At 41.0% G+C, this 25,960-nt stretch carries 19 protein-coding genes and 1 pseudogene; 9 read left to right on the top strand and 11 right to left on the bottom strand.

Annotation, left to right across the window (positions count from 1 at the left end; all coding sequences use genetic code 11):
* The 3 genes and pseudogenes from ACTHN6_RS01040 to map all read left to right on the top strand — a co-directional run.
* A pseudogene (locus ACTHN6_RS01040) lies at positions 1-308 on the top strand (efflux RND transporter periplasmic adaptor subunit); the annotation flags it as partial.
* Between the two features lie 55 nt (positions 309-363).
* Entirely contained in the window at positions 364-3,945 is a 3,582-nt protein-coding gene (locus ACTHN6_RS01035; protein ID WP_440433848.1) for an efflux RND transporter permease subunit, read from the top strand.
* Between the two features lie 125 nt (positions 3,946-4,070).
* Positions 4,071-4,919, top strand: coding sequence for a type I methionyl aminopeptidase (gene map / locus ACTHN6_RS01030; protein WP_440433847.1), 849 nt, complete (start codon positions 4,071-4,073; stop codon positions 4,917-4,919).
* Between the two features lie 265 nt (positions 4,920-5,184).
* On the opposite strand, the gene ACTHN6_RS01025 is transcribed toward map, so the two are convergent.
* Positions 5,185-6,822 carry a T9SS type A sorting domain-containing protein gene (locus ACTHN6_RS01025; protein ID WP_440433846.1) on the bottom strand — a complete coding sequence of 546 codons (1,638 nt, stop codon included), beginning with the start codon at positions 6,820-6,822 and terminating at the stop codon, positions 5,185-5,187.
* A gap of 121 nt (positions 6,823-6,943) precedes the next feature.
* On the opposite strand from ACTHN6_RS01025, the gene ppk1 reads away from it, so the two are divergent.
* Positions 6,944-9,049: a polyphosphate kinase 1 gene (gene ppk1, locus ACTHN6_RS01020; RefSeq protein ID WP_440433845.1), complete on the top strand. Its 2,106-nt coding sequence runs from the start codon at positions 6,944-6,946 to the stop codon at positions 9,047-9,049.
* A 216-nt stretch (positions 9,050-9,265) separates the two neighbouring features.
* Here ppk1 and ACTHN6_RS01015 read toward each other — a convergent pair whose 3' ends face one another.
* The 3 genes from ACTHN6_RS01015 to clpB form a co-directional block, all read right to left on the bottom strand.
* On the bottom strand, positions 9,266-10,510 hold the full coding sequence (locus ACTHN6_RS01015; RefSeq protein ID WP_440433844.1) for a formylglycine-generating enzyme family protein: 1,245 nt from the start codon (positions 10,508-10,510) through the stop codon (positions 9,266-9,268).
* 170 nt (positions 10,511-10,680) lie between these two features.
* On the bottom strand, positions 10,681-11,424 hold the full coding sequence (locus ACTHN6_RS01010) for a PAS domain-containing protein (RefSeq protein ID WP_440433843.1): 744 nt from the start codon (positions 11,422-11,424) through the stop codon (positions 10,681-10,683).
* A gap of 101 nt (positions 11,425-11,525) precedes the next feature.
* On the bottom strand, positions 11,526-14,144 hold the full coding sequence (gene clpB, locus ACTHN6_RS01005; RefSeq protein ID WP_440433842.1) for an ATP-dependent chaperone ClpB: 2,619 nt from the start codon (positions 14,142-14,144) through the stop codon (positions 11,526-11,528).
* A 211-nt stretch (positions 14,145-14,355) separates the two neighbouring features.
* Between clpB and ACTHN6_RS01000 the strand changes: the two genes are divergently transcribed.
* A complete protein-coding gene (locus ACTHN6_RS01000) occupies positions 14,356-15,162 on the top strand; it encodes a hypothetical protein (protein WP_440433841.1) in 807 nt (268 codons plus the stop codon).
* Positions 15,163-15,248: 86 nt separating this feature from the next.
* Here ACTHN6_RS01000 and ACTHN6_RS00995 read toward each other — a convergent pair whose 3' ends face one another.
* Positions 15,249-17,159 (bottom strand): DUF3857 domain-containing protein, encoded by a 1,911-nt coding sequence (locus tag ACTHN6_RS00995; RefSeq protein ID WP_440433840.1) that lies wholly within the window; start codon positions 17,157-17,159, stop codon positions 15,249-15,251.
* A gap of 5 nt (positions 17,160-17,164) precedes the next feature.
* The gene (locus ACTHN6_RS00990; RefSeq protein WP_440433839.1) at positions 17,165-19,177 is read right to left on the bottom strand and encodes a transglutaminase domain-containing protein; all 2,013 of its coding nucleotides are present in this window, start codon (positions 19,175-19,177) and stop codon (positions 17,165-17,167) included.
* Between the two features lie 136 nt (positions 19,178-19,313).
* On the opposite strand from ACTHN6_RS00990, the gene queG reads away from it, so the two are divergent.
* The 4 genes from queG (at position 19,314) to ACTHN6_RS00970 (ending at position 22,424) form a co-directional block, all read left to right on the top strand.
* A complete protein-coding gene (queG, locus tag ACTHN6_RS00985; RefSeq protein WP_440433838.1) occupies positions 19,314-20,249 on the top strand; it encodes a tRNA epoxyqueuosine(34) reductase QueG in 936 nt (311 codons plus the stop codon).
* Between the two features lie 103 nt (positions 20,250-20,352).
* Complete coding sequence (locus tag ACTHN6_RS00980; RefSeq protein WP_440433837.1) at positions 20,353-21,372, top strand: Dyp-type peroxidase; 1,020 nt, start codon at positions 20,353-20,355, stop codon at positions 21,370-21,372.
* A gap of 6 nt (positions 21,373-21,378) precedes the next feature.
* Complete coding sequence (locus ACTHN6_RS00975) at positions 21,379-22,185, top strand: family 1 encapsulin nanocompartment shell protein (protein WP_440433836.1); 807 nt, start codon at positions 21,379-21,381, stop codon at positions 22,183-22,185.
* A 26-nt stretch (positions 22,186-22,211) separates the two neighbouring features.
* Positions 22,212-22,424, top strand: coding sequence for a DUF2945 domain-containing protein (locus ACTHN6_RS00970; RefSeq protein ID WP_440433835.1), 213 nt, complete (start codon positions 22,212-22,214; stop codon positions 22,422-22,424).
* A 112-nt stretch (positions 22,425-22,536) separates the two neighbouring features.
* Here ACTHN6_RS00970 and ACTHN6_RS00965 read toward each other — a convergent pair whose 3' ends face one another.
* The 5 genes from ACTHN6_RS00965 to ACTHN6_RS00945 are packed head-to-tail and all read right to left on the bottom strand — an operon-like array spanning position 22,537 to position 25,956.
* Entirely contained in the window at positions 22,537-23,298 is a 762-nt protein-coding gene (locus ACTHN6_RS00965; protein ID WP_440433834.1) for a ThuA domain-containing protein, read from the bottom strand.
* Entirely contained in the window at positions 23,252-23,989 is a 738-nt protein-coding gene (locus ACTHN6_RS00960; RefSeq protein ID WP_440433833.1) for a 4'-phosphopantetheinyl transferase family protein, read from the bottom strand. The genes ACTHN6_RS00965 and ACTHN6_RS00960 overlap by 47 nt, the downstream gene beginning before the upstream one ends.
* Entirely contained in the window at positions 23,976-24,233 is a 258-nt protein-coding gene (locus tag ACTHN6_RS00955; protein ID WP_440433832.1) for an acyl carrier protein, read from the bottom strand. Before ACTHN6_RS00955 ends, ACTHN6_RS00960 begins: the two co-directional genes overlap by 14 nt.
* Positions 24,233-25,504, bottom strand: a complete 1,272-nt coding sequence (locus ACTHN6_RS00950) for a beta-ketoacyl-[acyl-carrier-protein] synthase family protein (protein WP_440433831.1) — start codon at positions 25,502-25,504, stop codon at positions 24,233-24,235. Before ACTHN6_RS00950 ends, ACTHN6_RS00955 begins: the two co-directional genes overlap by 1 nt.
* On the bottom strand, positions 25,501-25,956 hold the full coding sequence (locus ACTHN6_RS00945) for a 3-hydroxyacyl-ACP dehydratase FabZ family protein (RefSeq protein WP_440433830.1): 456 nt from the start codon (positions 25,954-25,956) through the stop codon (positions 25,501-25,503). The genes ACTHN6_RS00950 and ACTHN6_RS00945 overlap by 4 nt, the downstream gene beginning before the upstream one ends.
* Positions 25,957-25,960 lie beyond the last annotated feature (4 nt).

Below are 25,960 nucleotides of genomic sequence, written 5' to 3'. Positions count from 1 at the left end.
CAAAGCTCCCTTCTAATGCCAGCTTTAAACCTAACCAACTGGCCCTTGTAAGAATAATGGACTATACTGCCAATAATACATTTACTATACCTGTAAATACTCTGCAAACAGACGAACAGGGCAAATATGTGCTGGTAGCCGTAACTGAAAATGGTAAAACCTATGCCCGCAAAAAGCATGTGGAAGCCGGGCAATTATATGAAGACCAGCTTGAAATAAAATCGGGTCTGGCTGTTGGCGATATGCTGATTACAGAAGGCTTTCAGAATCTATACGACGGCCAGTTAATTACAACTTCAGCCAGCTAAAGCGCAGATTAAATGTGGTGAAATAGCATTCACCCGAAAACATTAAACTGAATGTATGAGCTTAATTAATACCAGCGAAAAGTTTAAAGAATTTTTTGTAACCTCATGGGCCGTTACCAATAAAACGGCGGTGTACCTGCTTATATTAATTGTTACACTCTGGGGCGTTACAAAATTTGTAACTACACCAAAAGAGCAGTTTCCCGATATTGTTATACCTACTATTTATGTTCAAACTATTTATGTAGGTAACTCGCCTAAAGACATTGAAAACCTGGTTACACGACCGATAGAAAAACAGATAAAGAGCATTACAGGCGCCAAGATTAATAAAATCACCAGTACCTCGCAGCAGGATTATTCGGCTATTGTTGTTGAATTTGATACGGAAGTAAAAACCGATGTGGCATTGCAGAAAGTAAAAGATGCAATGGATAAGGCCAAGCAGGATTTACCCACCGATCTCACGCAGCAGCCAACTGCACTTGAAGTAAACATATCAGATCAGCCCATTATGTATGTAAACGTTAGCGGTAATTACGACCTGCAGCGTTTAAAAAAATATGCTGAGGATTTGCAGGATGAACTGGAAAACCTGCCGGCATTAAACAGGGTAGATATTGTGGGCGCACCGGAAAGGGAATTCCAGATTAATGTTGACCGTAACCGCATGCAGGCTGCCGGCGTTTCCTTCGACCAGATAGCCAATGCCGTTTCTTACGAAAACCACGACATAACAGGCGGTTTATTGCAGGTGGGCAATATGAAGCGCACCCTGCAGATACGCGGGCAGTTTAAAACATCTTTTGATATTGAAAAGGTAGTGGTAACCAACACGTATGGAAATCCTGTTTACCTGAAAGATATCGCTACTATAAAAGATACTTTAAAAACAAGTGAAAGTTATGCCCGGCTCGATGGCAAAAATGTAATTACACTTAATATCATTAAACGTGCGGGTGAAAACCTTATTGAAACGTCCGAAGCGGTAAAAGCCGCTGTGGCCGGAATGAAACAAACAGATTTTCCGAAAGATTTAAACGTTGTGGTTACCGGCGACCTGAGCAAAAAAACAGAAACTTCGTTTAACGACCTTGTCAATTCAATTGTGATAGGTTTTGTGCTGGTGCTTATCATACTCATGTTTTTTATGGGCGTGGTAAATGCCTTCTTTGTGGCATTAAGCGTGCCGCTCAGTATGTTCGTAGCCTTTGTGTTTTTGCCGTTTGCAGATATTATTATCGGCGGGCATGTAACGCTCAATTTCATCGTATTGTTTGCCCTGTTATTTGGATTAGGAATTATTGTGGATGATGCCATTGTGGTTATCGAAAATACGCACAGGATATTTACCCAAAGCAAGGGCAAATTATCCTCCACCATTTCGGCAAAAATGGCGGCAGGCGAAGTGTTTATCCCTGTATTGGCGGGAACGCTCACAACACTGGCGCCCTTCTTCCCGTTATTATTCTGGCCCGGCATAATCGGTAAATTCATGGTGTACTTACCCGCCATGCTTATTTTCACTTTAACCGCTTCTTTGATTGTAGCGTTTTTAATGAACCCCGTTTTTGCAGTGGATTTCATGAATCATGAAGACCATGAAAATAAAGCGCCCAAATCTGCTATTTTCAGAAAACCTTCGTTCTGGATTTTTGTAGCGCTGGGCATTTTACTGGATGTATCCGGTGCCACCTTTGCCGGCAATCTTTTATTGTTCATTATGATCCTGATTGTGTTGAACAAATATCTTTTTGATGGCTGGATTCATGCTTTCCAAAACAGGGCTTTACCCTGGATAATGAACCATTATGAAAACCTGCTGCGCTGGGCATTAAACGGCAGAAAACCTGTAGCCCTATTGCTGGGAACATTTGGCTTGCTCTTCATTTCATTTTTCATGTTTTCCGCCTCGGTAAGCAGTGGCAGGGTGCAGGTAGAATTCTTCCCGAGCGGCGACCCCAATCAAATATATGTTTATCTGAAATTGCCGGTAGGCACCGATGTAGATTATACCGATTCTGTTACCAAAGTGCTTGAAAAGAAAGTGTATCATGTGTTAGGAATGGAAAACGGCAAAAAGAATCCGGTGGTTGAAAGTGTTATCAGCAACGTGGCTATTGGCGCCAACGATCCTGCAAGCGGCGACCAGAGCACACACCCGGAACGGGGCAGGATACAGGTTTCCTTTGTTGAGTTTGGCGAAAGAAACGGCGTGGCCACATCGCCGTACCTTGATTCTATCCGCTCCGAATTGAAAGGTATTCCGGGCGCCCAGATCAGCGTTGACAAAGAACAGAACGGGCCGCCTACAGACCCTCCTGTAAACGTAGAAATTGCAAGTGATGATTTTGATGATCTTATTAAAACATCAGTGGCTTTAAAAAATTACCTTGATTCCATTCAGGTACCGGGCGTGGAAGAATTAAAGATGGATGTTGATCTCACCAATCCTGAAATATCGCTTACTATAGATCGTGAAAAAGCCAATGCAGAAGGACTTTCCACCGCGCAAATTGGTAATGAAATAAGAACAGCAGTATTTGGAAGGGAAGTGTCTAAAGTAAAGGAAGGGAAAGACGAATATAAGATACAACTACGCGATAAAGAGATGGATAAGGCAAGTCTTGTTGACCTGCTGAATATGACCATTACTTTCCGCGGTTCAACCGGGCAGGTAAAAACGTTGCCTATCAGCTCGTTTGTAAATGTAGATTATACCACTACGTTAGGCAGTGTAAAGCGCAAGAAATATAAGCGTGTAATTACATTAACATCTAACCTGCTCTCTGGTTATACGGCTACAACGGTTAACCAGCAGTTAGGCGGCTATATAAAACAGTTTAAACAAAAACCAGATAGCGTAACTATAAGCCAGACAGGTGAAAGCGAGCAGCAGGCAGAAACTGTATCATTCCTCGGCCAGGCTTTATTGATCGCGCTTATGCTCATCCTGCTTATACTTGTATTGCAGTTTAATTCCGTAAGCAAACCCATAATTATTCTTACAGAAATATTGTTCAGTGTAATTGGTGTGCTGTTAGGTTTTAGTATAACGGGCATGACTGTGAGCTCCGTAATGACGGGCCTGGGTATTGTTGGCCTGGCTGGTATTGTAGTGAAGAATGGTATTCTTGTAATTGAATTTGCCGATGAGTTGCGGTCACGCGGTTTGAAAACCCACGAGGCGGTGGTGCAGGCAGGTAAAACGCGTATCATCCCGGTATTGCTTACCGCCCTGGCAGCCATACTGGCACTCATTCCGTTGGCCGTTGGTTTTAATATCAACTTTGTTACTTTATTTTCTGAACTGAACCCGCACATTTATCTCGGTGGTGATAATGCGGTGTTCTGGAAACCGCTTTCATGGACGATCATTTTCGGCCTTGCCTTCGCCTTTTTTATGACGCTGGTAATTGTACCGAGCATGTATTTGATTGCCGAAAGATTACGGCGGCCAATGCGCAGGATGTATGGCGGCAAATGGGTAAGCATGATGGGTATTCCGCCACTGACAATTTTATTTATACCGATGGCAATTGTAACAATGATCGTCCAGAGAAGAAAGGCTGCCCGCAGGAGAAAAAGGGTTGATCCAAAAACTACTAATGAAGCCTTTGTTGGTAGCTGGTTTTAATATAAATTTACCACGAAGGTTTAAGCGTTTACCACTTTAAAACTTTCAAAGGCCGCTTCACCTGGTGAAGCGGCTTTTTATTATTGTTGAACCTTGTTGGATTTTTTTTGCGAAATTTGCACACTTTGAGCAGGAGATACAATATGATATTATATAAAACAGATGCAGAAATTGAACTGATGAAGCAAAGCGCCAGGCTTGTGAGTAAAACGCTTACAGAAGTTGCCACTATGCTTAAACCCGGCATTACCACCATGCAGATCGACAGGCTTTGCGCTGAATTCATCAGGGACCATAAAGCCATTCCTTCTTTCTTAAATTATCATGGCTACCCTTTTACCATCTGCGCTTCGGTGAACGATGTGGTGGTGCATGGCTTTCCCAATAATGTAGCCTTAAAGGACGGCGATATTGTTTCCATAGACTTCGGCGTGATATTAAATGGCTGGCATGGCGACCATGCTTACACTTTTTTGCTGGGAGAAGCAGGCGAAGATGTATTGCAGTTAATGCGTGTAACCAAAGAATCTTTATATAAAGGAATTGAAAAAGCTGTTGCCGGAAACCGTGTTGGCGATATTTCCTATGCTATACAGGAATATACAGAACGCAAACATGGCTATGGTGTGGTGCGGGAATTGGTAGGCCACGGCCTGGGCAGAAGCCTGCATGAGGATCCGCAGGTGCCTAACTACGGCAAACGCGGCAATGGTCCCAGGCTGAAAGAAAATGTTGTGCTGGCTATTGAGCCTATGATAAACATGGGCACCAAGGATGTTTACACCGACGATGACGGCTGGACAGTTAGAACCCGCGATGGCAAACCTTCCGTTCATTTTGAACACGACGTTTGCGTAAAAAAGAATAAAGCGCTTATACTCTCTGATTATTCAATTATAGAAAAAGCTGAACAGGCTAATAGCAACCTGAATACATCATATTACACGTTGCAGCATGAAGCCGCTGCAGTATAATGCAGAAGTTATCTGAAAAGATTACTTCGTAATTTATATAATACTAAAAATATACACGCCTTTGCACGTCTTTCCCAGCCGCAGCGGAGGAATCTGATTCAGTTTGGAGGTGCAGATACCCGGTCAGGACGGATATGACGACGACCTTCCTGGATTTTATTCATGCTTCCTAAAAACTTGCAAAACACATTAAATATGTTTGTAAATTTTACTTTAGACAGCTTTCAGGTAAATATTTTTAAAAGGGTTTAGGGAGAAAATTATTCTATTCCTCTTTTATAAATTTTCTTGTAAAAGATGTAACGCCATCCGTAATAACCATTGTATATATTCCTGGCTTTAGCTGTTCAATATTAATAGCAAGATTTGCTTTCCCTTCAAGTTTTCCCAATTGCTTTACTAATGCCCTATTACCGGAAACATCTGTTATAACAACGCGATATGCCGAAGCCCCAGCCGCGGCTGTAAAACCAATATGTAAAACATCCCTGGCAGGATTGGGGAATAATACAAGATTTTCAGATGCCGGGCCAGATGCTGTTGCGGAAGCGGCCGCCTGTGCAATGCCATATTTAATTACAATGGTACTGCGGCCTGCAACATACAAATTATCCGCAGGGTCTTTTTGAATACCTAATGTAACCATATTTTCGATTGAATTCAGCTCATATACATCTGTAAAAAACGGTGTTCCATTTTTGTTATACCCGTTTGTAATGGCCACATGCCTGTTATTCTGATAATAACAGGTGCCTGTGACAATAACATTTTGCTGTTGATCAACCACAATCCCCGTTGGACGATCCGGCCCCCAGAAACCTGCATTAAAAGTATCCGTCCATTTTTTTACACCACCTGTAGTATATTTTGTAATGATACGTTTGCTGTTAACATCAGAATAATTTAAAGTGCCTGCTACATAACAGTTGCCTTTGGTATCAATTGTAAAAGCGCCATAAAGAGACGGCATGGTAAAGCTGCCGCTGACTTCTTTGGAAAACCATAGTTGTTTTCCGGCCTTGTTATATTTTACCGTTAATATCCTGGGATTATTATAAAAAGAAATTGTATCTGTCTGGCCATTTATATAGATGTTATTGAGCAAATCGCATTCAACATAATAGAACCTTCCATTTTTATTATATTCATTAAAAACATTACTCCATGCCAGGGTGCCATTTGGCTTAAACTTTAAAACCATCGGCTTCTGCGTTTGAGGAAGGTTGCCGGGATCGGAAGCGCCGGCTATGATAATATTATTCATGTTATCGAAGCAACCGCCATGGCCCACTACCTGGTCCATCTTTTTTGTCCATAACGTTTTACCGGCTTTATCCAATTTCAGCAGGAGTAAGTTATTAACGTAGGCACCCATTTCATATACATACCTTGTTTCATTTCCCGTAATCAAAATGCTTCCACCAGGCGATATGGAAATATCCTTCGGGCTTGCCAGCACAAAAGCAGCATCATGAAAACGGTTTAGCCAGATGCGTTTACCCGCGCTGTCATACTTCATGGTAACAATATCGCTTACAGTTGTTCCATAGGTAGCACTGTCTTTCCGGGTTCCTGTAACGTAAATAAACCCGTCTGCATCGGTTGCAATGGCAATAGCTTCATCCATTGAATCTTTCAGGTTATTAAAATATCTTTTCCAAAGTGGTTTACCATCGCTGCTAACCTTTTTTATATAGAAATGCGTAAGCTGGTAATTACTCCAGTTGCTTTCATACCCGGCCGTATAAGTGTTGCCGTATTTATCAACAACCATATCATTGAAATAATGATTGTCTGCGGCATTATCCTGGTATTGTTTTACCCATACCCGCTCATACTGTTGTGCAAGGGAGAAAAAGCTAAAAACAAAAAAGAAAATAAGTGTAGAAATTGTGCTTTTCATAATTATAAGTTTAAATCTAAAAATAATTGTTTTTAGCAAAAGAAATTATGCATAAACGTTGTATTTTAAAACTTAATATTTGAATGTTTTTCAAACCTATATTTTTGACTATAGCTATTGTATGAAAAATTTAATTCCAAGAGATATAAGCTGGCTTAGTTTTAATGCCCGGGTGTTGCAGGAAGCAGCCGATCCATCTGTGCCTTTACGGGAACGCATTCGATTTTTGGGTATTCACTCGAATAATATGGATGAATTTTTCCGGGTGCGTGTGGCAACGCTGAAACGTATGATTGAACTGGGCGGAAAAAAAGGCAATATGCACCTGGAAGAAAATCCGCAAAGTATAGTGGAACAAATTCAAACCATTGTGCTCGATCAGCAGAATGAATTTAACCGTATATGGCAGGGCATTTTAAAAGAGATGCAGCAACAGGGCATTTTCCTGGTTGATGAAAAAAAGCTCAATAAACAGCAGCAGACATTTGTAAAAACTTTTTTTGAAGAAGAAGTTCGTTCCAATATTATTCCTTTAATGATTGAAAGCCTTCCGCAACTCCCCTATCTGCGTGAAAAAAGCATTTATCTCGGCGTAGTTATGCGCAGGCAGGATACGGCTTATCAGCAAAAATATGCATTGATAGAAGTGCCCAGCCGCATTATTGGCCGCTTTATAGAATTGCCGGCACCGGAAGGACAGCACCACATCATACTGCTGGAAGATATCATCCGCTTTAATCTTCCTTATATCTTTTCTTATTTCAATTATACAAAATTTGAATCTTACATTTTTAAGGTTACAAAAGATGCGGAGCTGGATATTGATAATGATATAACTACATCGCTCGTTCAAAAAATACAGAAGGGCATTAAGAACAGGCGCATTGGCAAACCCACGCGTTTTGTGTTTGATAAGGAAATGGATTCCGGGCTGCTCGAATATCTTATGAAGAAGCTGCACCTTACAAGAATGGATAATATTATTCCCGGCGGCCGTATTCATAATTTCCGGCACTTTATGGATTTTCCGGATGTATTTAAACAAAAAAGGTTAAGGCGGCAGCCTTTTACACATCCTGAACTTGTGGATACATCAAGGGTTACGGACATTATTTTAAAACATGATGTATTGCTGCATTTTCCCTATCATTCTTTCAATTCCGTAATCGACCTTTTACGCGAAGCGGCCATAGACCCTGAAGTGACTTCCATAAAATTAACAGCTTACCGGCTGGCCTCTAATTCAAAAGTCATCAATGCATTGATCAACGCCGTGCGCAATGGTAAAAGCGTAACGGTAATGCTGGAACTGCGTGCCCGCTTTGATGAAGAAAATAATCTTGAATGGAAAGAATTGCTGGAAGAAGAAGGTGTGAAAGTATTGCTGGGCATACCCAATATGAAAGTGCATGCCAAGCTTTGCGTTATAAGCAAGCGCAGCAATAAAAAAACCATTCAATATGGTTTTGTAAGTACCGGTAATCTGAATGAAAAAACAGCAAAGGTTTACGCAGATGCCTGTGTGCTTACCAGCAACAGGAATGTAATGGCCGATATTAACCGTATTTTTAAATACCTTGAAAACCCTTCAAAGATTAAATACCTGAACAGTTGTAAAACGCTGATGGTATGCCCAACATCCATGCGCCAGCAGTTGACCCAGTTAATTAATACGGAAATAAAAAATGCGAAGGCAAAAAAGAAAGCTTCCATTACTTTAAAGGTTAACTCTTTAAGCGATCCTCAATTAATTCTGAAATTATATGAAGCAGCCGATGCAGGCGTAAAGCTCAACCTTGTTATTCGCGGTATTTGTTGCGCAAAGCTGAAGCATAAAAAATGGAATCATCATGTAAAAGCTATAAGCATCGTAGATGAATACCTGGAACATGCACGCATGCTTATTTTTGAAAACGGCGGCAGGGAAAAGTTTTTTATATCATCTGCCGACTGGATGATCCGCAACCTCGATCACCGCATTGAAGCGGCTATACCTATAAAAAATAGAGCACTTTGCCAGGAGATAAAAGATATACTTGATATTGAGTTGAAAGATAACGTAAAGGCCCGCATACTGGATAATAATTTAGATAACAACTATGTGAAGCCAACAGGTAAGAAAGTTCGTTCGCAAATTGAAATTTATAATTATCTCTATAAAAAAATAAAGCCTGTAAAACCGGTGGTAGCAAAACCCATTCCTGAAGTACAGGAAATCGTTGTATAAGTGGTGTGTTAGGGTGTAAGAAAAACAACAAGATAACACCTGTAACATAGTTTTAATTCAACAACGCTTTCATGTTCGTACTTCAATACTTACTCCTTTGTTTTTTTGTATTGCCGTTGCGGCAGTCAGAATTCTCCAATTTATTTCCCATTCTCCACGGATCGTTCAACGGGCTGTTTATGTTGATCAGGTCTTCTTTTTATATACAAATGCCACTCAGTGAAAGGCCGCTTTTGTTCTCTTCTGCTTATTTGCTAAGGCGGCAAGATCACCGGAGGAAACATCTTTCACGCAGCGAAAGCCAATGTGGTTGGAGGCAGACCTGTATTCGCCTTTTCCCCTTGTTCCCACCATATAGCGGGTGCAGTATTGATCCGTGCAAAGGAATGAGCCGCCACGCTGCACTTTCTTTTTTACACCGGGTTCTTCAGGGTCATAGGACTCAGGCGGCCCTTGCGGGTTTTTGGAAACGGGTCCTTTTTCTGCAAGCGTTTTGTAATAATCGGGCCTGTACCAATCGCTGCACCATTCCCAAACATTACCGGCCATATCGTAAATATCATACCCGTTTGCCGGGTATTTTGCCACGGGCGCAATACCTGCATAACCATCCAATGCCTGGTCGGCAGACGGAAACTTTCCTTCATAAATATTGGCCATCCATTTGCCATCGGGTTTTAGCTGGTTGCCCCAGGTGTACATCTCTCCCGCTTTACCGCCTCTTGCAGCAAATTCCCATTCCGCTTCTGTGGGCAGCCTTTTACCGGCCCATTTTGCATAAGCTTCCGCGTCTTCCCACGATACCTGCACAACGGGATAATCGTCTTTGCCTTCATTATTACTCCCGGGCCCCAGCGGGTGGCGCCAGTCAGCGCCGCGCACATAATTCCACCATTGTAAATAGTTGGAAAGATTAGTTGTGGCAGATGGTGTAAACACAGCAGAACCAGCCACCAGGTCTTCTTCAGGCACACCCGGGAATTCTTCTTTGGTTGGCTTGCGTTCAGCCACCGTTACATAACCGGTAGCCTTAACAAATGCGGCAAATTCTGCATTGGTAACTTCTGTTTTATCCATAAAAAATCCATTCACATACACGCGGTGAATGGGCCTTGTATCATTCATCAATTCATGGCCGCCATCTTCCATATTGGTGGGATTTACACTGCCCATGCTGAATTCACCGCCGGGCACCCAAACCATATCTTTTATGGTTTTTGAAGGTTTATCATCATTAACAACAGTTGGCTTAAATTCTTTTCCACCCTGTTTCATATAAGTTACACTGTCGGCCATGGTGAAGCCAAGCACGCTGCACGAAACAGCTCCGTCAATTTTTGCCTGGGCAACTGCACTTTCGGCAGTTGAATCAATGTGCTCATCAGGCGTTTTATTGTTGTTGCAGGAAAAAAATGCCAGCAGTAAAAGATTTGTGGCTGCAAATAGTTTTATGCGTTGCATATAATAATTTTTAAATGCTGGTGGGTTGGTTTACTAAAAATACAAATCTATACATTCATAAAAGTAGGTAACAATATTATAAGCCTGCAATTGTTAAAATTTCGGAATGGATTAAAAAGCGTTCAATCTTATATCAGGCAACAAGTTGAAGTTATTATGCAGGTATAAGGTTACACTATTTCTTTTATCATAACCAATAGTTTTCTGTCTATGCCTGGAACACCTTCAATGAGCCTGGCTAAAAAGCTAATTTTTTTTGTATCACCAGAATGTGTTTGCAGCTCAAATATTTTAGTCTCGTTTATGTTATGCCGTGTAAGAAAATTAAGCGTTTCCTGTTTTACATCAGGCCGGCTCCAGAAAGGATTATCAATATCAGCTAAACGGCTGTTCTCTACAGGCGCTTCTCCTAATTCAAACAGCCGGAGAAACGTTTTATTGGTTTTAATAACACGGAGCCTGCTATCGAGTATAATAAGGGCTGATTCTTCTACTGAATCAAAAATAGTATCAATAAATTCATGCGATTCTATGAGGAATCTTTCCAATTGTTTTTGTGCATGAATATTATGCACCACTTTAACCAGGAATGAATTGCCATCTTTATTTTCTATGTAAACAGATTCGCCTGTAACCCAGACCTTGTTGCCATTCTTATGTACCAGGTAATTCTCATCGTTGGCAGAACCCTGTGCCAAAACCGTTTGCAGTTCTGTTTCCGGTTTTGAAGCAAGCTGATCTTTTTCGGTAAATAATATTTTAAAATTTTTACCCGTTAAATCTTCAGACGTATAACCGAAACGGGCGTGGAAGGCTTCATTTATGTTTAAAATAATGCCTTGCTTATTCATGATAACAATACCGTTATACCGGGCATTATTAAAGAAAGTTTCAAAAAAACCTGATGTGTCCAAAATTGAAAATTTTATAGTTAATAAGCAAATGTATCATTGTGAACGCAATAAAAAAATCCCCCGTTGCCGGGGGATTTGTAAGGGAAACTCAACAGTGATTATTACTTCACCTTTTCTAACACCTCATTTCTAAATACAACTACACCATCAAACACATCAACCAAAACAGGATTTGACCTGTCTATATCGCCTGCGAGTATCTTTTTACTTAGCTGGTTTACGATTTCTTTTTGGATTAAACGCTTTAATGGCCTTGCACCAAACTGCGGATCGTAACCGGTTTCAGATAAATAATCAATTAAATAGTCTGTAAATTCCAGTTCAATATGATTTTGCTGCAACAGCTTTTTCAAATCATTCAACTGTATTTTTACTATGTTCTTTATTTCTTTACGCATCAACGGCTGGAACATGATGATCTCATCAACCCTGTTTAAAAATTCAGGACGGATGGTTTGACGCAATAAATTCATTACTTCCAGCTTTGTTTTATCAACCACTTCTTCCAGGTTCTTTTCGCTCACATTCTGAAAGGCATCCTGTATCAAAGTACTTCCAATATTGCTTGTCATGATAATGATAGTATTCTTGAAATTTACAACCCGGCCTTTATTATCGGTGAGCCTTCCATCATCCAAAACCTGCAGCATAACATTCCAAACATCAGGATGCGCCTTTTCGATTTCATCTAACAATACAACGCTGTAAGGTTTGCGGCGAACGGCTTCAGTTAGCTGGCCGCCTTCATCATATCCCACATAACCCGGAGGCGCACCCACCAGGCGGGACACTGTATGTTTTTCCTGGTATTCACTCATATCAATACGTGTCATCATGCTTTCATCATCAAATAAATATTCTGCAAGCGCCTTTGCAAGCTCTGTTTTACCAACGCCGGTTGTACCAAGGAATATAAAAGAACCAATTGGTTTTTTGGGGTCCTGTAAACCTGCACGGCTTCTGCGGATAGCATCTGCCACAGCCGTAATAGCTTCTTCCTGCCCCACTACCCTTTCATGTAAATGATCTTCAAGCTGTAATAATTTTTCGCGTTCACTCTGCATCATTCTTGTTACAGGAATGCCGGTTGATTTGGCAACACTTTCTGCGATGTCTTCTGCATCCACTTCTTCTTTCATTAAACGGCGGCCATGCTTGCTTAATTCATCCAACTGAACGGTAAAATCGTGAATGATCTTTTCCTGTTCCTTTACTTTACCATAACGTATCTCAGCTACCTTGCCATAATCGCCGTTGCGTTCAGCCTGTTCTGCTTCAAGTTTTAACTGCTCAATAGAAGCTTTTGCATTCTGAATTTTTTCAACCAGCTCTTTTTCCTGTTTCCATTTTGCTTTTAAGGTATCACGTTCAACACTCATGTTGCTTATTTCAACATTCAGCATCTTTAATTTATCATCATCATTTTCTCTTTTAATAGCTTCCCTTTCAATTTCCAGCTGCCGTATTTGTCTCTCCAGGTTATCCAGTTCTTCGGGCATTGAATTCATTTCAAGGCGAAGCTTGGCAGCGCTTTCATCAATAAGGTCAATGGCTTTATCAGGTAAAAATCTATCGGTGATATAACGGTGCGATAATTCAACTGCAGCAACAACTGCTTCATCTTTTATACGCACATGATGATGTGTTTCATAACGGTCTTTCAAACCACGCAAAATGGAAATAGCGTCTTCCACACTCGGCTCGTCAATCAGCACTTTCTGGAAACGACGTTCCAGCGCTTTATCCTTTTCAAAGAATTTCTGGTATTCAGTTAAGGTGGTGGCGCCTACTGCACGCAGTTCACCGCGGGCCAATGCGGGTTTTAAAATATTAGCGGCATCCATGGCACCTTCGCCTCCACCGGCGCCAACAAGCGTATGAATTTCATCTATAAAGAGAATGATTTCGCCATCGCTGTTGCTTACTTCTTTTACAACACCTTTTAATCTTTCTTCAAATTCACCCTTATATTTTGCACCGGCAATCAATTGTCCCATATCCAAAGCGTAGATGATCTTTGATTTAAGGTTTTCAGGCACGTCACCATTTACGATACGGTGGGCAATACCTTCTGCAATAGCGGTTTTACCTACACCGGGCTCGCCCACAAGGATCGGGTTATTTTTTGTTCTGCGTGAAAGAATATGCAATGTTCTGCGTATCTCTTCATCACGGCCAATTACAGGATCAAGTTTGCCCTGTCTTGCCATTTCATTCAGGTTCTTTGCATACTTATTCAAAGCATTAAATTCCTGCGACTGCGTTTGGGAGGTGACAGTTTCACCTTTACGCAATTCTTTAATGGCGGCAACCAAACCTTTTTCGGTAAGCCCCGCATCTTTTAATATTTTGGCAGAAGTATCATTGCCCTGAACGATAGCCAGCAGTAAGTGTTCAGGCGTGATAAATTCATCATTAAATTGTTTAAGATCAGCACCGGCGCGTAATATTACATTATTGGCATCTCGGCTGATGGATTGCGCTGCCTCACCGCCCTGTTGTTTGGGAAGCTTCTTCAGCGCTTCGTCCAGCTTGGCTTCAAGCAGGTTAATGGTAACATTATTTTTCTTCAGCAGGTAGTCAACAGGAGAATCCTGCTGTTCAAGCAAAGCTTTTAAGATATGCTCTGTTTCTATATTGGGATTGGCATTATTAAAAGCAACCTGTTGTGCCTGCTGAAACGCTTCGGCTGCCTTTATAGTGAAGTTACCTAAGTTCATATATTAATTTTCATTTTTAGAAGTGAGTGTATAAATCCGGATATTACTATTATCAAAAATCATTCAGAAAAGTTATCCCGGTTTCTTTATGAAATAATGTCACCTAACTTACTGATTTTATGAAGAAATAACAGTTTGTTTTAATTTTTACTGAAAACTTTTCCGCTTACTTTTGCGCCACCTTAATAAAGAGGATAATACATATTTTTGGATGAAGCGACTACTTATTTGTTTGGCCGCAGGTTTTACGTCTATCTGCGCAAAAGCTCAAACATCAAAACGACATGTTATTTATGGCATGTACATGCAATGGGGTTATAACGCCGAAACATATACGCGCAGCAATATTCATTTTAAAATGAGCAATGGCGACAACTTTATACTGCACCACGTAAAAGCCCATGACAAAGGCGATTATGATGATATAATTAAAGAACCGGGTGAGATTTCCATTCCGCAATACAATTACCGGATTGGTTTCTATTTAAATAATAACCTTACAAAAGGTATTGAGCTCAATTTTGACCATGCCAAATATGTGGTAACCGATGGTCAAAAAGTGCATGTTACCGGTACCATTGGCGGGCAGCCTGTGGATGGAGACAGCATATTAAATGCTGAAAATTTCCTGCATTTTGAACATACCGATGGTGCCAACTGGCTGCATATAAATTATTTTGAACAGAGGCCGCTGATTGAAAACAGGGCCAGGACACGGGATATACTTACGCTTATTTACAAGGCCGGCGCCGGTATCAATATCCCAAGAACAGATTTTACTTACCATGGCGATAAACTAAATAACGACTTTCACATTGCCGGGTATAATATTAGTGTTGAAGGCGGCTTAAGGTTTTATATGTTCCGGAATTTCTTTCTTGAAGCCACCGGCAAAACGGGTTATGTGCGCTATATAGATGCACTTGCCAATACCACTACCGCCAAGGGAAACCGCGCCACACATGGAATAGGGTATTTGGAAGGAATTGCTACATTGGGATATCAGTTTAGGTTTTAAGCAGGTATCATCCGGCTCTGACCGAACAATCCGGAAGGAATGTTCACAGTAACAATAGTAAGCGCTGATCAACTCATATTTATCCATCAATTCTCTTTCTTCACCAGCACCACCTGGCTGCGGTCTGCTTTATAAATATCATTGAGAAATTTGGCAAATTCGGCGTAGTCTGAGGCAGGAAAGCGGCCGGCGAACCTTGTATAGTCCCGCAACACACTGATATTGTTGTCAGCAACTTTAAACTCTATTTTATAATTTCCGAATTTGCTGTTAAGATCAAGGTTTTTTGGAAGCGCTTCGGGATTATAGCCATCAGGTATTTTAATATCAATTGAATCAATATCATGAAACGAATAAGTATATTCAATATCAAATAAACGCTTATCGTCAGTATTAACTTTATTGCCTGCTTTATTAAATAAATTTGGCTTTATAAATAAACGTTTGCCGGAAACAGAAGCATAGCCCTGGGCGCTTATATGCAGGTCTTCTTTTATTTCAGGTATTAAGCTTTTGTTTTCTGAATAATCGGTTTTATCAACTTTGTAAGTAGGCAGGTTCAATTCATCATTCAAATACTTTTCACGGTTTTCTTTTGTGGTATGGTACATGAGTGCATGCGGCATTTCCTGCTGAATGCCCGTATATTTTGTAATAAGTGCTGCATCTAAATTTCCCTGTGCGTCAATTGCCGCCGTTACAACACGGGTTTGAAGATTTTGTTCAGCTCTATAGGAAGGCGTATTTACAATGTGGCCGCCATCATCTTTAATCATCAGAGCTTTCCTGTTACCTACAGACGAACCCATAAAACCCGGTGTTACAGTTTGGCTGGTACATTCAAACCATAATGTATCTTTTCCATTTGGCATACATAATACAGCATGGTTAAAGTAGGGTGATGGAAAATCTTCCCAAAGCCCGTGCGTATCATCATCATCAGAATTAACCAGTACATAATAACCATTTAATCCAGCTTCTTTCAAGAGACTCTTCATATAATTGGAAAGCGCTTTGCAATCGCCATATTTTTTTGTGGCTACATATTTCGCATCGTAAGGTTGCCAGCTACCAATGCCCAGTTGTACACTTATATACCTTGTGTTTTTTTGAAGATAATCGTATAAAGCAAAAGCTTTTTCTTTTGGTGTAGATAGATTATCGGTAAGGGCATGCACATCTTTTTTTACATTTTCCGGCAATATATCGCGGCCGGCATTGAGCTGTGCAATAAATTTTCCAAGGTTTTGCCAGCTATCCATTTCGCCCGCATAGTTTTCAATTTTAAAATTGACAGGCGCAATAAACACGGAAGTTGTCATTTCTTCCCATTGAGGAGAAAAGGCTTCGTCTTCAAAGGCATGCAGGTTTTTAACTTCCCATGTATAGGTAATTTTTTTGCCATCATTTACGATTGCCGGATTACCCGCATAATTAAACTGCTTGTACCTGAGTTTATAATCTACCGGCGTTTCTACAATAAACCTGCTTTGCTGCACAGCACAACGCCCGGTTCGCTGTGGAATCCACCGTGGTAGAAAAAAAATGCCGTCAAAGCTCTGTTCGTCTTCATATTCAACAGTGTATGGATAGGCACCGTAATAAAAATCGTGTACTTTAAAGCGTGCATCCGTTGCAAGTGTGGCTTCATCATCGCCGGAATAATCCGCTATATCTTTTCTCTTTACATTTTTTAAATGTTTCCCTGCGGCATCATAAAGGTTGCCATCTATATCACTTAAATCCTTCAGTTTATCATAATTGTTACTGTAAGTAGCATACCGCCTGCCGGCTTCATTTAAAATGGTTATGGCATATTTACGGGAAACAACTGCGCGGTCAATGTCTTTTATTGAAATTTTCAGCTCTTCATACCGTTTTACTGCATTTGCTTTACTTGTAAGCGAATCAGGAATGAGCATTATATTAAACGATTGTGCTTTTGCCAAAACTATGTTTGTGCAAAAAACAATCAAAAGCAGTTTAAAGGTTTTCATATCTATTACATTTTCTTGAATACAATTTGTTCGTTTTGCTTTTCTACGATGAAGGCAAAAAAGTTGCGCAGGGTTTCATAGTCTTCCGGTTCAAAAGTTGCCTTGTTCAGTTTGGTGCGGCAGCGCAGTTGAATACTGTTTCCGCCCGCCTGTATCAAATATTCAAACATACCTTCGCCGCCATTTAAAGAAACACGGGCAGGCTTTGGCAGTTCATCTACTTTATAACCGGAAGGTATTTCCATATTCAGGATATATACTTCATCTATACAATAAGGAATTTCCACCGGGTAAAAGCGTTTTGCTGCTTTAAAGGGGTTTTGCTTATAAGCATCCGCCGTCATCATCGGTGAGAAATAAATAATATCCTCATCGGCATGAAAGCTTACATCGTATTGAACCGATACCGGCATTTCTTTTTGATCAAGGGAATCAATAGCGGTATTGCTGAGGTTTACTTCAAAGGGATAAGCCTTTTTAATGTCCTTAAAATATTCCTCTTTATTGGTTTTCTTCATCTTCTCACGCATATTTTCCGAACCTATTGCGCCAAAAACGGTTTTATATGACCCTGTTAATTTCCCATCACCGTCGTTAGTAACAAAGAAGGAAGTAATGGCAGATTCCTTTAATGAATCCGCTTCCAGGTTAATTAAAGAAGGCATGGAAGCTATTACCCTGGCATTGCCGTTATAACAACTGCCGCTTAAATGCCCAAAGCCCAAAACGGGATCTGAAGCATCGAGCAGGTATTGTTTATTATCAATATCAAGGCGGGCAATAAGGTAATTAAACCGGCTCATTATGGGATACATGTCATACGTTTTTCCATGTCCCCTTGTGCTCAGCAATACCGGGTCGGCAGTGTAACCGGCTACCCTCAGCATAGTGATCAGCAACATATTTATATCAACCACATTTCCTTTTTTTGTTTGTACTGTTTTCCTGGGCGGTTGCGATAAATATCTTGCCGAATTGTCTGTGCACGTATAATTATCCCGCACATATTCATAAATCTTTTTTGCCTTATTTACCGGGTCGGGTTCGCCATTTACAGCGGTTTTTACATCATCTTTCAGCCAGCCGTTTTCTTTGCTTAACCCGGCGCCAAAATCTTCATCCTTCATTAACTGGTCAACCGTTTCGTACCAGTTGTGCAGGTAAGTTTTGGGTTGCTGCTCCGGAAACCGTTCTGCAGAAAACTGAAATTCTATACGCTCCACATGGTTATCAAGCGTGGTAACAAAACTTTCTTCTTTCAATGCCGGGATATCTTTAAACGCCCAGGTATGTTTTACCACGCCGCTTGAAAAATTTACAGTTCTGGATGCGCCGGTGGAGTTTGGTATCAATACATTGAAATTATCTTTTGTTATGGATGTAGTATCTATTACCGGCATGAGATATCCCTGGTTTAAAACCACGAATTCAAAAAACTGTGGCTGCTCAATGGTAAACTCACTCCATAATTCCGGATAGCCACCCTGAAAAGTCCACGAAGGAACATACCTGTAAAAAGGGCTGTTGGTAGTGTAAGTATATTCGATTATTGAACCTTCTTTTATATTGGGGAATGTAAATTTTACTACTTCGTAATCGCCGTCTTTATCTTTAAAAATTGAATTCTTATCAACCTTGGTTTGCACCACCTTCCCATTTTCAAGGTTATAGGTGGCTGCCTGCAGGTTTTCTATTTTTTCTTTTGCCGTGCCGCTTTCATACAGGTTTATCTTCACGGTACTTAAATCATCAAAACTGTTTTTGCTGGTCAGCAAAATACGCCGGTGAACTTTGTAGACTACAGAAAACCATCCCTGGTTATTTCCTTCATGTTTTACATAGCCCGATTCGTAGAGATACACGGCTTCTGCTGCAGAATCGAGTGAAGAATAATCTTTTGTAAATTCTTCGGGGCTAATATCGCCGAATTTTACTTTAGGTTCCCTGCTTTTCTGAGCCAGGGCCGTAATAGACATCACGAGGCATAACGCCAAGGTGGTTGCACGGTTGAAATACATAATAGTTAGTTTAAAGGAGTAATTATATTTTAGAAAAAACCTGCATGGTTTCGGGCTTTTAAGGGAAAGCTGGCTTCTAAGCAACGCATTTTCTAAAACAATGCAAACATACAGATTTTGCAAATATTTTTGCAACTTGAATAAAATTCAGCATACGAAATTCATAAAGGCTTCGGCAGCGCAACATGGCTTTCATTATTGCGGCATTGCAAAAGCCGTAAAATTAGACGACGATGCCCGCCGCCTTGAACAATGGCTGCAGCAAGGCATGCATGGCAATATGCATTATATGGAAAATTATTTTGACCTGCGTACCGACCCGCGCAAACTTGTGCCGGGCGCCAAAAGTGTTATTACTTTATTGCTGAATTATTTTCCTTCAAAACAGCAGGAACAAGGCATTCCAAAAATTTCCAAGTACGCTTATGGAAAAGATTATCATGAAGTGATACGGGAAAAGCTCAATAACCTGCTGGAACTGATCCGGCAAAATATTGGCGATATAAATGGCCGTGGCTTTGTTGACAGTGCACCGGTGCTGGAACGGAGCTGGGCCGTACGAAGCGGTGCAGGATGGATTGGCAAAAACGGTAATCTTATAACAAAACAGCAGGGCTCATTCTTTTTTATTGCAACGCTTATAACCGATCTTGATCTTGTTGTCGATGATGCCTTTGCAAAAGATTACTGCGGCAGTTGCAGAAAGTGCATTGACCACTGCCCTACCACAGCTATACAGGAAAATAAAGTAATTGATGGCAACCGTTGCATTTCATATTTCACCATTGAATTAAAAGATGCCATTATTCCTGCAGAAATGCAAAATAAATTCGAACATTGGATGTTTGGCTGCGATATATGCCAGGATGTTTGTCCATGGAACCGCTTTAGCAAACCAACGGAAGAAACTGCCTTCACACCCATTCCCGAAATACTTAACCTTTCCACCAGAGAATGGGAAAATATGAGTGAAGAGTTTTTTAGAAGAACATTTAAATCTTCACCATTAAAACGTGCGAAATTTAAAGGGTTACAGCGAAATCTTAAATTTATTCAAAATGCAGCATTATAATGTTCTGATAAGGATGTCCTGCATCAGTCATAAACTTTAAGAACGAAAATGTAGCTTTGTTGAAACCGATTTTTTTAAAGAACATTTTACTTCATTGCCGAATATGGGTCCGGAGCCTCAAAATGTATTGGATTATCATGGTGATAACACCATTTTTATGGTGTGGAATTTTAAAGCAAACATTGCAATAAAAGACAGCTTTCAGCGCATTTGTGCATTGGTAATCAACCTTAATAATTCAGTCAATAACCGTTTTCCGGATTCCGGCGCCAGTTGTGTAATGGGTATTGGGTATGATGCATGGCTGCGGCTTGAACTTCCAACACCTTTGCCAAAAGAACTTGAAAATTTTGCCCCAATAATTGGCGAAAAACATACGGCTGTTGCCACCAAAGGCGATTTGCATTTCCATATAAGAGGAACAGGTAAAAGTTTATGTTATGATATGGCGTCGGCTATTGCAGAAGTGTTGTCGCCTGTTGCAACAAGTGTAGAAGAAGTGCACGGCTTCAGGTATTGGGATGGCCGCTCTATTTTAGGGTTTGTGGACGGCACTGAAAACCCGCAGGGAAAAGACCGCGCCTATTTTGGTTTGGTTGGTGATAACGATCCAGCTTATCGCGGCGGCAGCTATCTTTTTGTTCAAAAATATATTCATAACCTGGCTGCCTTTAAAACATTAACCGTAGAAGAACAGGAAAAAGTATTTGGCAGGTACAAATGGGATGATGTAGAAATGCCCGACGATATAAAACCCGCCAATTCCCATATTGCTTTGAGCAATGTGGGCGACGATCTTAAAATCATTCGCGACAACATGCCTTTTGGCAATATGTCAACCAATGAAATGGGAACTTATTTTATTGCCTATGCGAGCACCTTCTCCACCGTGAAGAAAATGCTTGATAATATGTTTATAGGATTGCCGCCGGGCAATTACGACAGGCTGCTGGATTTCAGTACAGCCAAAACAGGAACGTTGTTCTTTGTGCCATCGGCAACATTTTTAGATAGCATAGCGTCAGGATTATCCCCGCTGGAAACCGGAAGCGCAAATATTAAAGAAGAAACGGGGAAGCCGTTGAAGGATGGCTCCTTAAATATTGGATCACTAAAAAAATAAAAAGATATGAATAATCTTTACCGGGAACTTGCCCCCATTTCTGATGAGGCCTGGGTCCAGATTGAAGAAGAAGCCAGCCGCACCCTTAAACGCCACCTGGGTGCACGGCGCGTAGTAGATGTGGTGGGCCCGAAGGGTTTTGATTTTGCGGCGGCAGGCACCGGTCACACAAAACAGATTGAATCGCCGGGCGATGGCATACAGGCGGTACAGCGTGAGGTAAAAGCTTTGGTAGAATTGCGTGTGCCGTTTGAACTTTCGCGGCAGGCGATTGATGATGTGGAACGTGGTTCCGATGATTCCGACTGGGACCCATTGAAAGCCGCTGCGAAAAAGATAGCCTTTGCAGAAGACCGCGCCATCTTTGAAGGTTATGCTGCCGCTAATATACAGGGCATCCGGCAGGAAAGCAGCAATGCACCATTAACATTATCTTCCAGCGTGCGTAATTATCCTGATATAGTGGCACAGGCAATAAGCGAATTGCGGCTTGCGGGCGTTAATGGCCCTTACAAGCTTGTGCTGGGAGCGGATGCTTACGCAATAGCTACGGGCGGCAGTGATGAAGGCTACCCGGTACTGCAACATATTTACCGGCTGGTGGAGGGAGAAATTATCTGGGCGCCGGCAATAAAAGGCGGCTTTGTGCTTTCAACCCGCGGCGGTGATTTTGAGCTGAACCTTGGGCAGGATATTTCTATCGGTTATCTCAGTCACTCTGAAACAACAGTAAAACTTTACCTGCAGGAAAGTTTCACTTTCCGGGTGCTTACAACAGAAGCGGCTGTAGCGCTCACGCCTTCAGGCAAATAAACTGTTCAGGAAATTTTTGAAATTTTATGGCAGCAAAATTTAAAGCGGGAGATAAAGTGAGCTGGAATTCAGAAGCGGGAAGAGTTTCAGGCACCATAATCAAAATACACACAAAAGATTTTGATTATAAAGGCTATACGCACCACGCCTCGAAAGATGATCCGCAATATGAAATAAAGAGTGATAAATCAGATCATATTGCAGCGCATAAAGGATCGGCATTAACGAGGTTGAAATGATGCGGGATGTATTCTTACATTTTTCTTATTATCTCCATATAAGCCTTTGAATCATGATACGGGCATTTCCATAAGCCGGGCCGTATTGTTCGCACATAATAATAAGTAATGATTATTTTTTTGCTGCCCAGAAAATTGCATTCCTAATGAGTGTTGTATAGGCAGGATTATCCCACAGATCCGGCCCGTGCCCCATGAAAATATAAATGTTTTTGGCCTTTACTTCATCGTTGGTCCAGATAACAGGATGATCGCCCATTTTTATATTTATAGTATCAGGCTGATAAGAAGATTCATCCACGCTGGCCAGCACATGCACATTTGGCCGCGGGTTTTTATCATAGGTGTACCATTCTTCTTTATTAATGACAAACCGGCGAGGCATATTTTTAAACACGGGAAACGTTGTATCTTCTATATGCACAGTGCCCGAAGCAAAATCAGCAATATAATTTTTGAATTGAATGCCGCCCATAAAACCGCAGAACCAGGGCCACATCTTGTATCCGTCAAAATCGCCCAACAGTGAAGCATGATGAAAGCCTATCCAGCCGCCTTTACCTTCTTCTATATATTTTTTAAAAGCATTCTTTGCTTCATCATTCCATCCGTAAGGAACAAAGTCAAGCTGTATGAGCAGTTGATATTGAGATAAAAAACTATAGGAAAAATCGTTGGTATTTTGCTTATAATCAATGCTAAAATTACTGTCGGCAGCCAGTTGGTTTAACCATACCACAGCCCTTTTTGAATAGTCTATATGGTGCCCGCCGTTTTCATAAAATACCAGCACTTTAAACCGGGGAGCTATTTTTTGCGCTCTGGCATTAAATGACGCAATTAAAACAACTATAATTATTAAAACCTGCTTCATTATTTTCTTTGCAATAATACGCTGCATTATTTTTCTGCAGCACTTCATTATTCAGCAATAATGCATACGCTATGAAAAAGCCATCGTGTGTAAAAGAAAGCAGCGCATGTGGATGCCCTTTTATATGCGGAACACCTGCGGGCGTTTTTAAAATTTCAGCATTATTACTCCGGAACCTTGCCAATAAAAATTTTCTTACTTCAGATGATTGGTTTAGGCGATTGGCATCACCAATTCTCTTTATGCCCCAGCAAATATTTTCATGCTCATTTTCAGCAGCAGTAATGGTATAAATAAATTCTGGTGTAATGATTGACCAGGAATAATATTTTTCTGTATTGATAACAGCTACGCTTGCATAACAAAGTTCAACCGGTATCAATTCACTTTCCAGCAATTTATGTTGTGAGGCGAGAAACGACATTGCCGGTGGATTTATTGAATGCACCTGTATTTTCCAGCCGCCTTTTAAAAGCTGCGGCTGCAATCTTTTCTGAAATTTATATACGGATTCTTTTATGCTCCAGCACAGCCATACAAATTGTGCAAATGAAATTGATAATTCATTCGTATTAAAAAGTGCCGATTCATTTCGGGTAAGAAACTTCGAATAAAATTTTGGATGGCAGGCACGTTCAATGCCCGTATTGGTTAAAGCGACGATATCATTGCCAATACTATTTTTTCTCATTAATTTTTTCCAGGATTACATCTACACAACTGCCCACATTGTGTATTTTCTCAGCGGCATCCATGTCTATTTCAATATCATACTTTTCTTCAGCTTCAATAATTATATCAACCATATTGGCTGAATTTATTTTCAGGTCGTTTACAAAATCGGTTTCCGAGACAATAGAATTAAGCGTTTCCTTATCTGGTGTATAATGTGACAAAACTTTTTTTAATTCCTCTAAAATGTCTTCTCGCGTCATTATTTTTTAAATTTTGAAAAAATTAAACAGGCATTTACATCGCCAAACCCAAAGTTAGCTTTAGCTGCAATATTAATTTCTTTATTTATTTTTTTTGTTGGTAATGCGTTCACACTTACAATATTTGTTATTTCAGGATTTGGATCCTCAAGATTGATATTGGGATGCACAAATTCATGCATGAGCTGCAAAATTACCGCCACACTTTCTATGGAACCCGCCGCGCTTAAACAATGTCCTATCATCGATTTAAGGGAATTGATGAGCGGAAAATCTTCCCCTCTCCTGTTCAACGCTTTACTCCAGTTTTCAATTTCCATTTTATCAGCCATCGTTGCCGTTAAATGCCCGCTGATCAAATCAATTTCGGCAGGATCAATTGCAGCATCTGTTAAAGCAGCATCTATGCAACGAACAACGCCTTCGCTGTTGGGCGCCGTCATTGAGCCACCCCTTTTCTGTCCGCCGGAATTAGTGGCGCCGCCCAATATTTCTGCATAAATGGTGGCATTACGCGCCAATGCAAAATCAAGGTCTTCCAGCACCAGCGCAGCGGCGCCGGAACCCGGCACAAAACCACACGCTGTTGCACTCATAGGTCTCGATGCCCTTTCCGGTTCATCATTGAATTTTCTTCCGAGAATGCGCATGGCGTCAAAGGCGCTGAACACGTAGCTGTCAATATATTCATTGCTGCCTACCAGCATGCGCCTGGCTGTGCCATTTTTTATGTATTCATAACCCATCAAAATAGCCTGCGAACCGGTGGCGCAAGCCGCTGAATTCGTAATCACGCGGTTGCCAATGCCGAGTAAACCGGTTATGTTAGCTGTGGCGCCGCTGTTCATGAGCTGTTCTACCACTTTTGAGCCAAGTTTGCGGGATTGCTTCATGTCCACATGCGTAATTACCCGCTTCATTATCTCCATATCGGCAAGGCTGTTGCCGAAAACGCAGCCGGTTTCCCAATGTATTTCGCCGGTATTAATGGCATTGCCGGCATCCATCCAGGCATCGGCGGCGGCTTTAATAGCGTAGCCTATAGTGCTGCCCTTTAAACCATGAAAAGCAACTTCTGACAAATAATTTTTGAGGTCATCAAACTGAAAATCAGGAATACCGCAAACCTGGCAATTAAAATTCAGCTCCCTGAAATGCGGCATAAATTTTAATCCCGAAACGCCATTTTGAATAGCATGGAGGAAAGCAGGCACACCAACGCCGTTTGGTGCCACAACCCCCAAGCCTGTAACAACAACCCTTTTACTCATAGCGGGATATTATTGCTTTGAATCATCATACCTGAAAATATGCCTCTCGCAACTGTTTCGCTTTTTTCATTTATCATTTCTACCGTGCATTTTAACTTATTGAAACGAAAATATTGTTTTTTGGAAATAACCCTTAGTTTTTCGCCTGGCAACACAAGCTTCTGAAAGTCAACCTGGCTTGAAGTAAATAAAGGAGTTATTTTTTTTTCGGAAGATAAACCCGCCTGCATTAATAAATAAATGCTTAACGTTACCAGGCCTATCTGCGCCATAACTTCTATGAGAATTACGCCGGGCGTAACAGGATTCCCGGGAAAATGATCTTCATAAAAAAAGGCGTCCGGACGCAGTGTATATTCACCAACAACGCCGTTTTCATCCAATGAAATGATGGTATCAACAAAGCGGAAAGACGATTTATAAGGAAGCCGGTTTAAAACTTCTTCGTACATATTT

The sequence above is a fragment of the Parafilimonas sp. genome, from assembly GCF_051953455.1.
Classification (GTDB): domain Bacteria; phylum Bacteroidota; class Bacteroidia; order Chitinophagales; family Chitinophagaceae; genus Parafilimonas.
The sequence above is the reverse complement of the archived record's forward strand: the minus strand, read 5'-3'. Positions and strand labels throughout refer to the sequence as shown.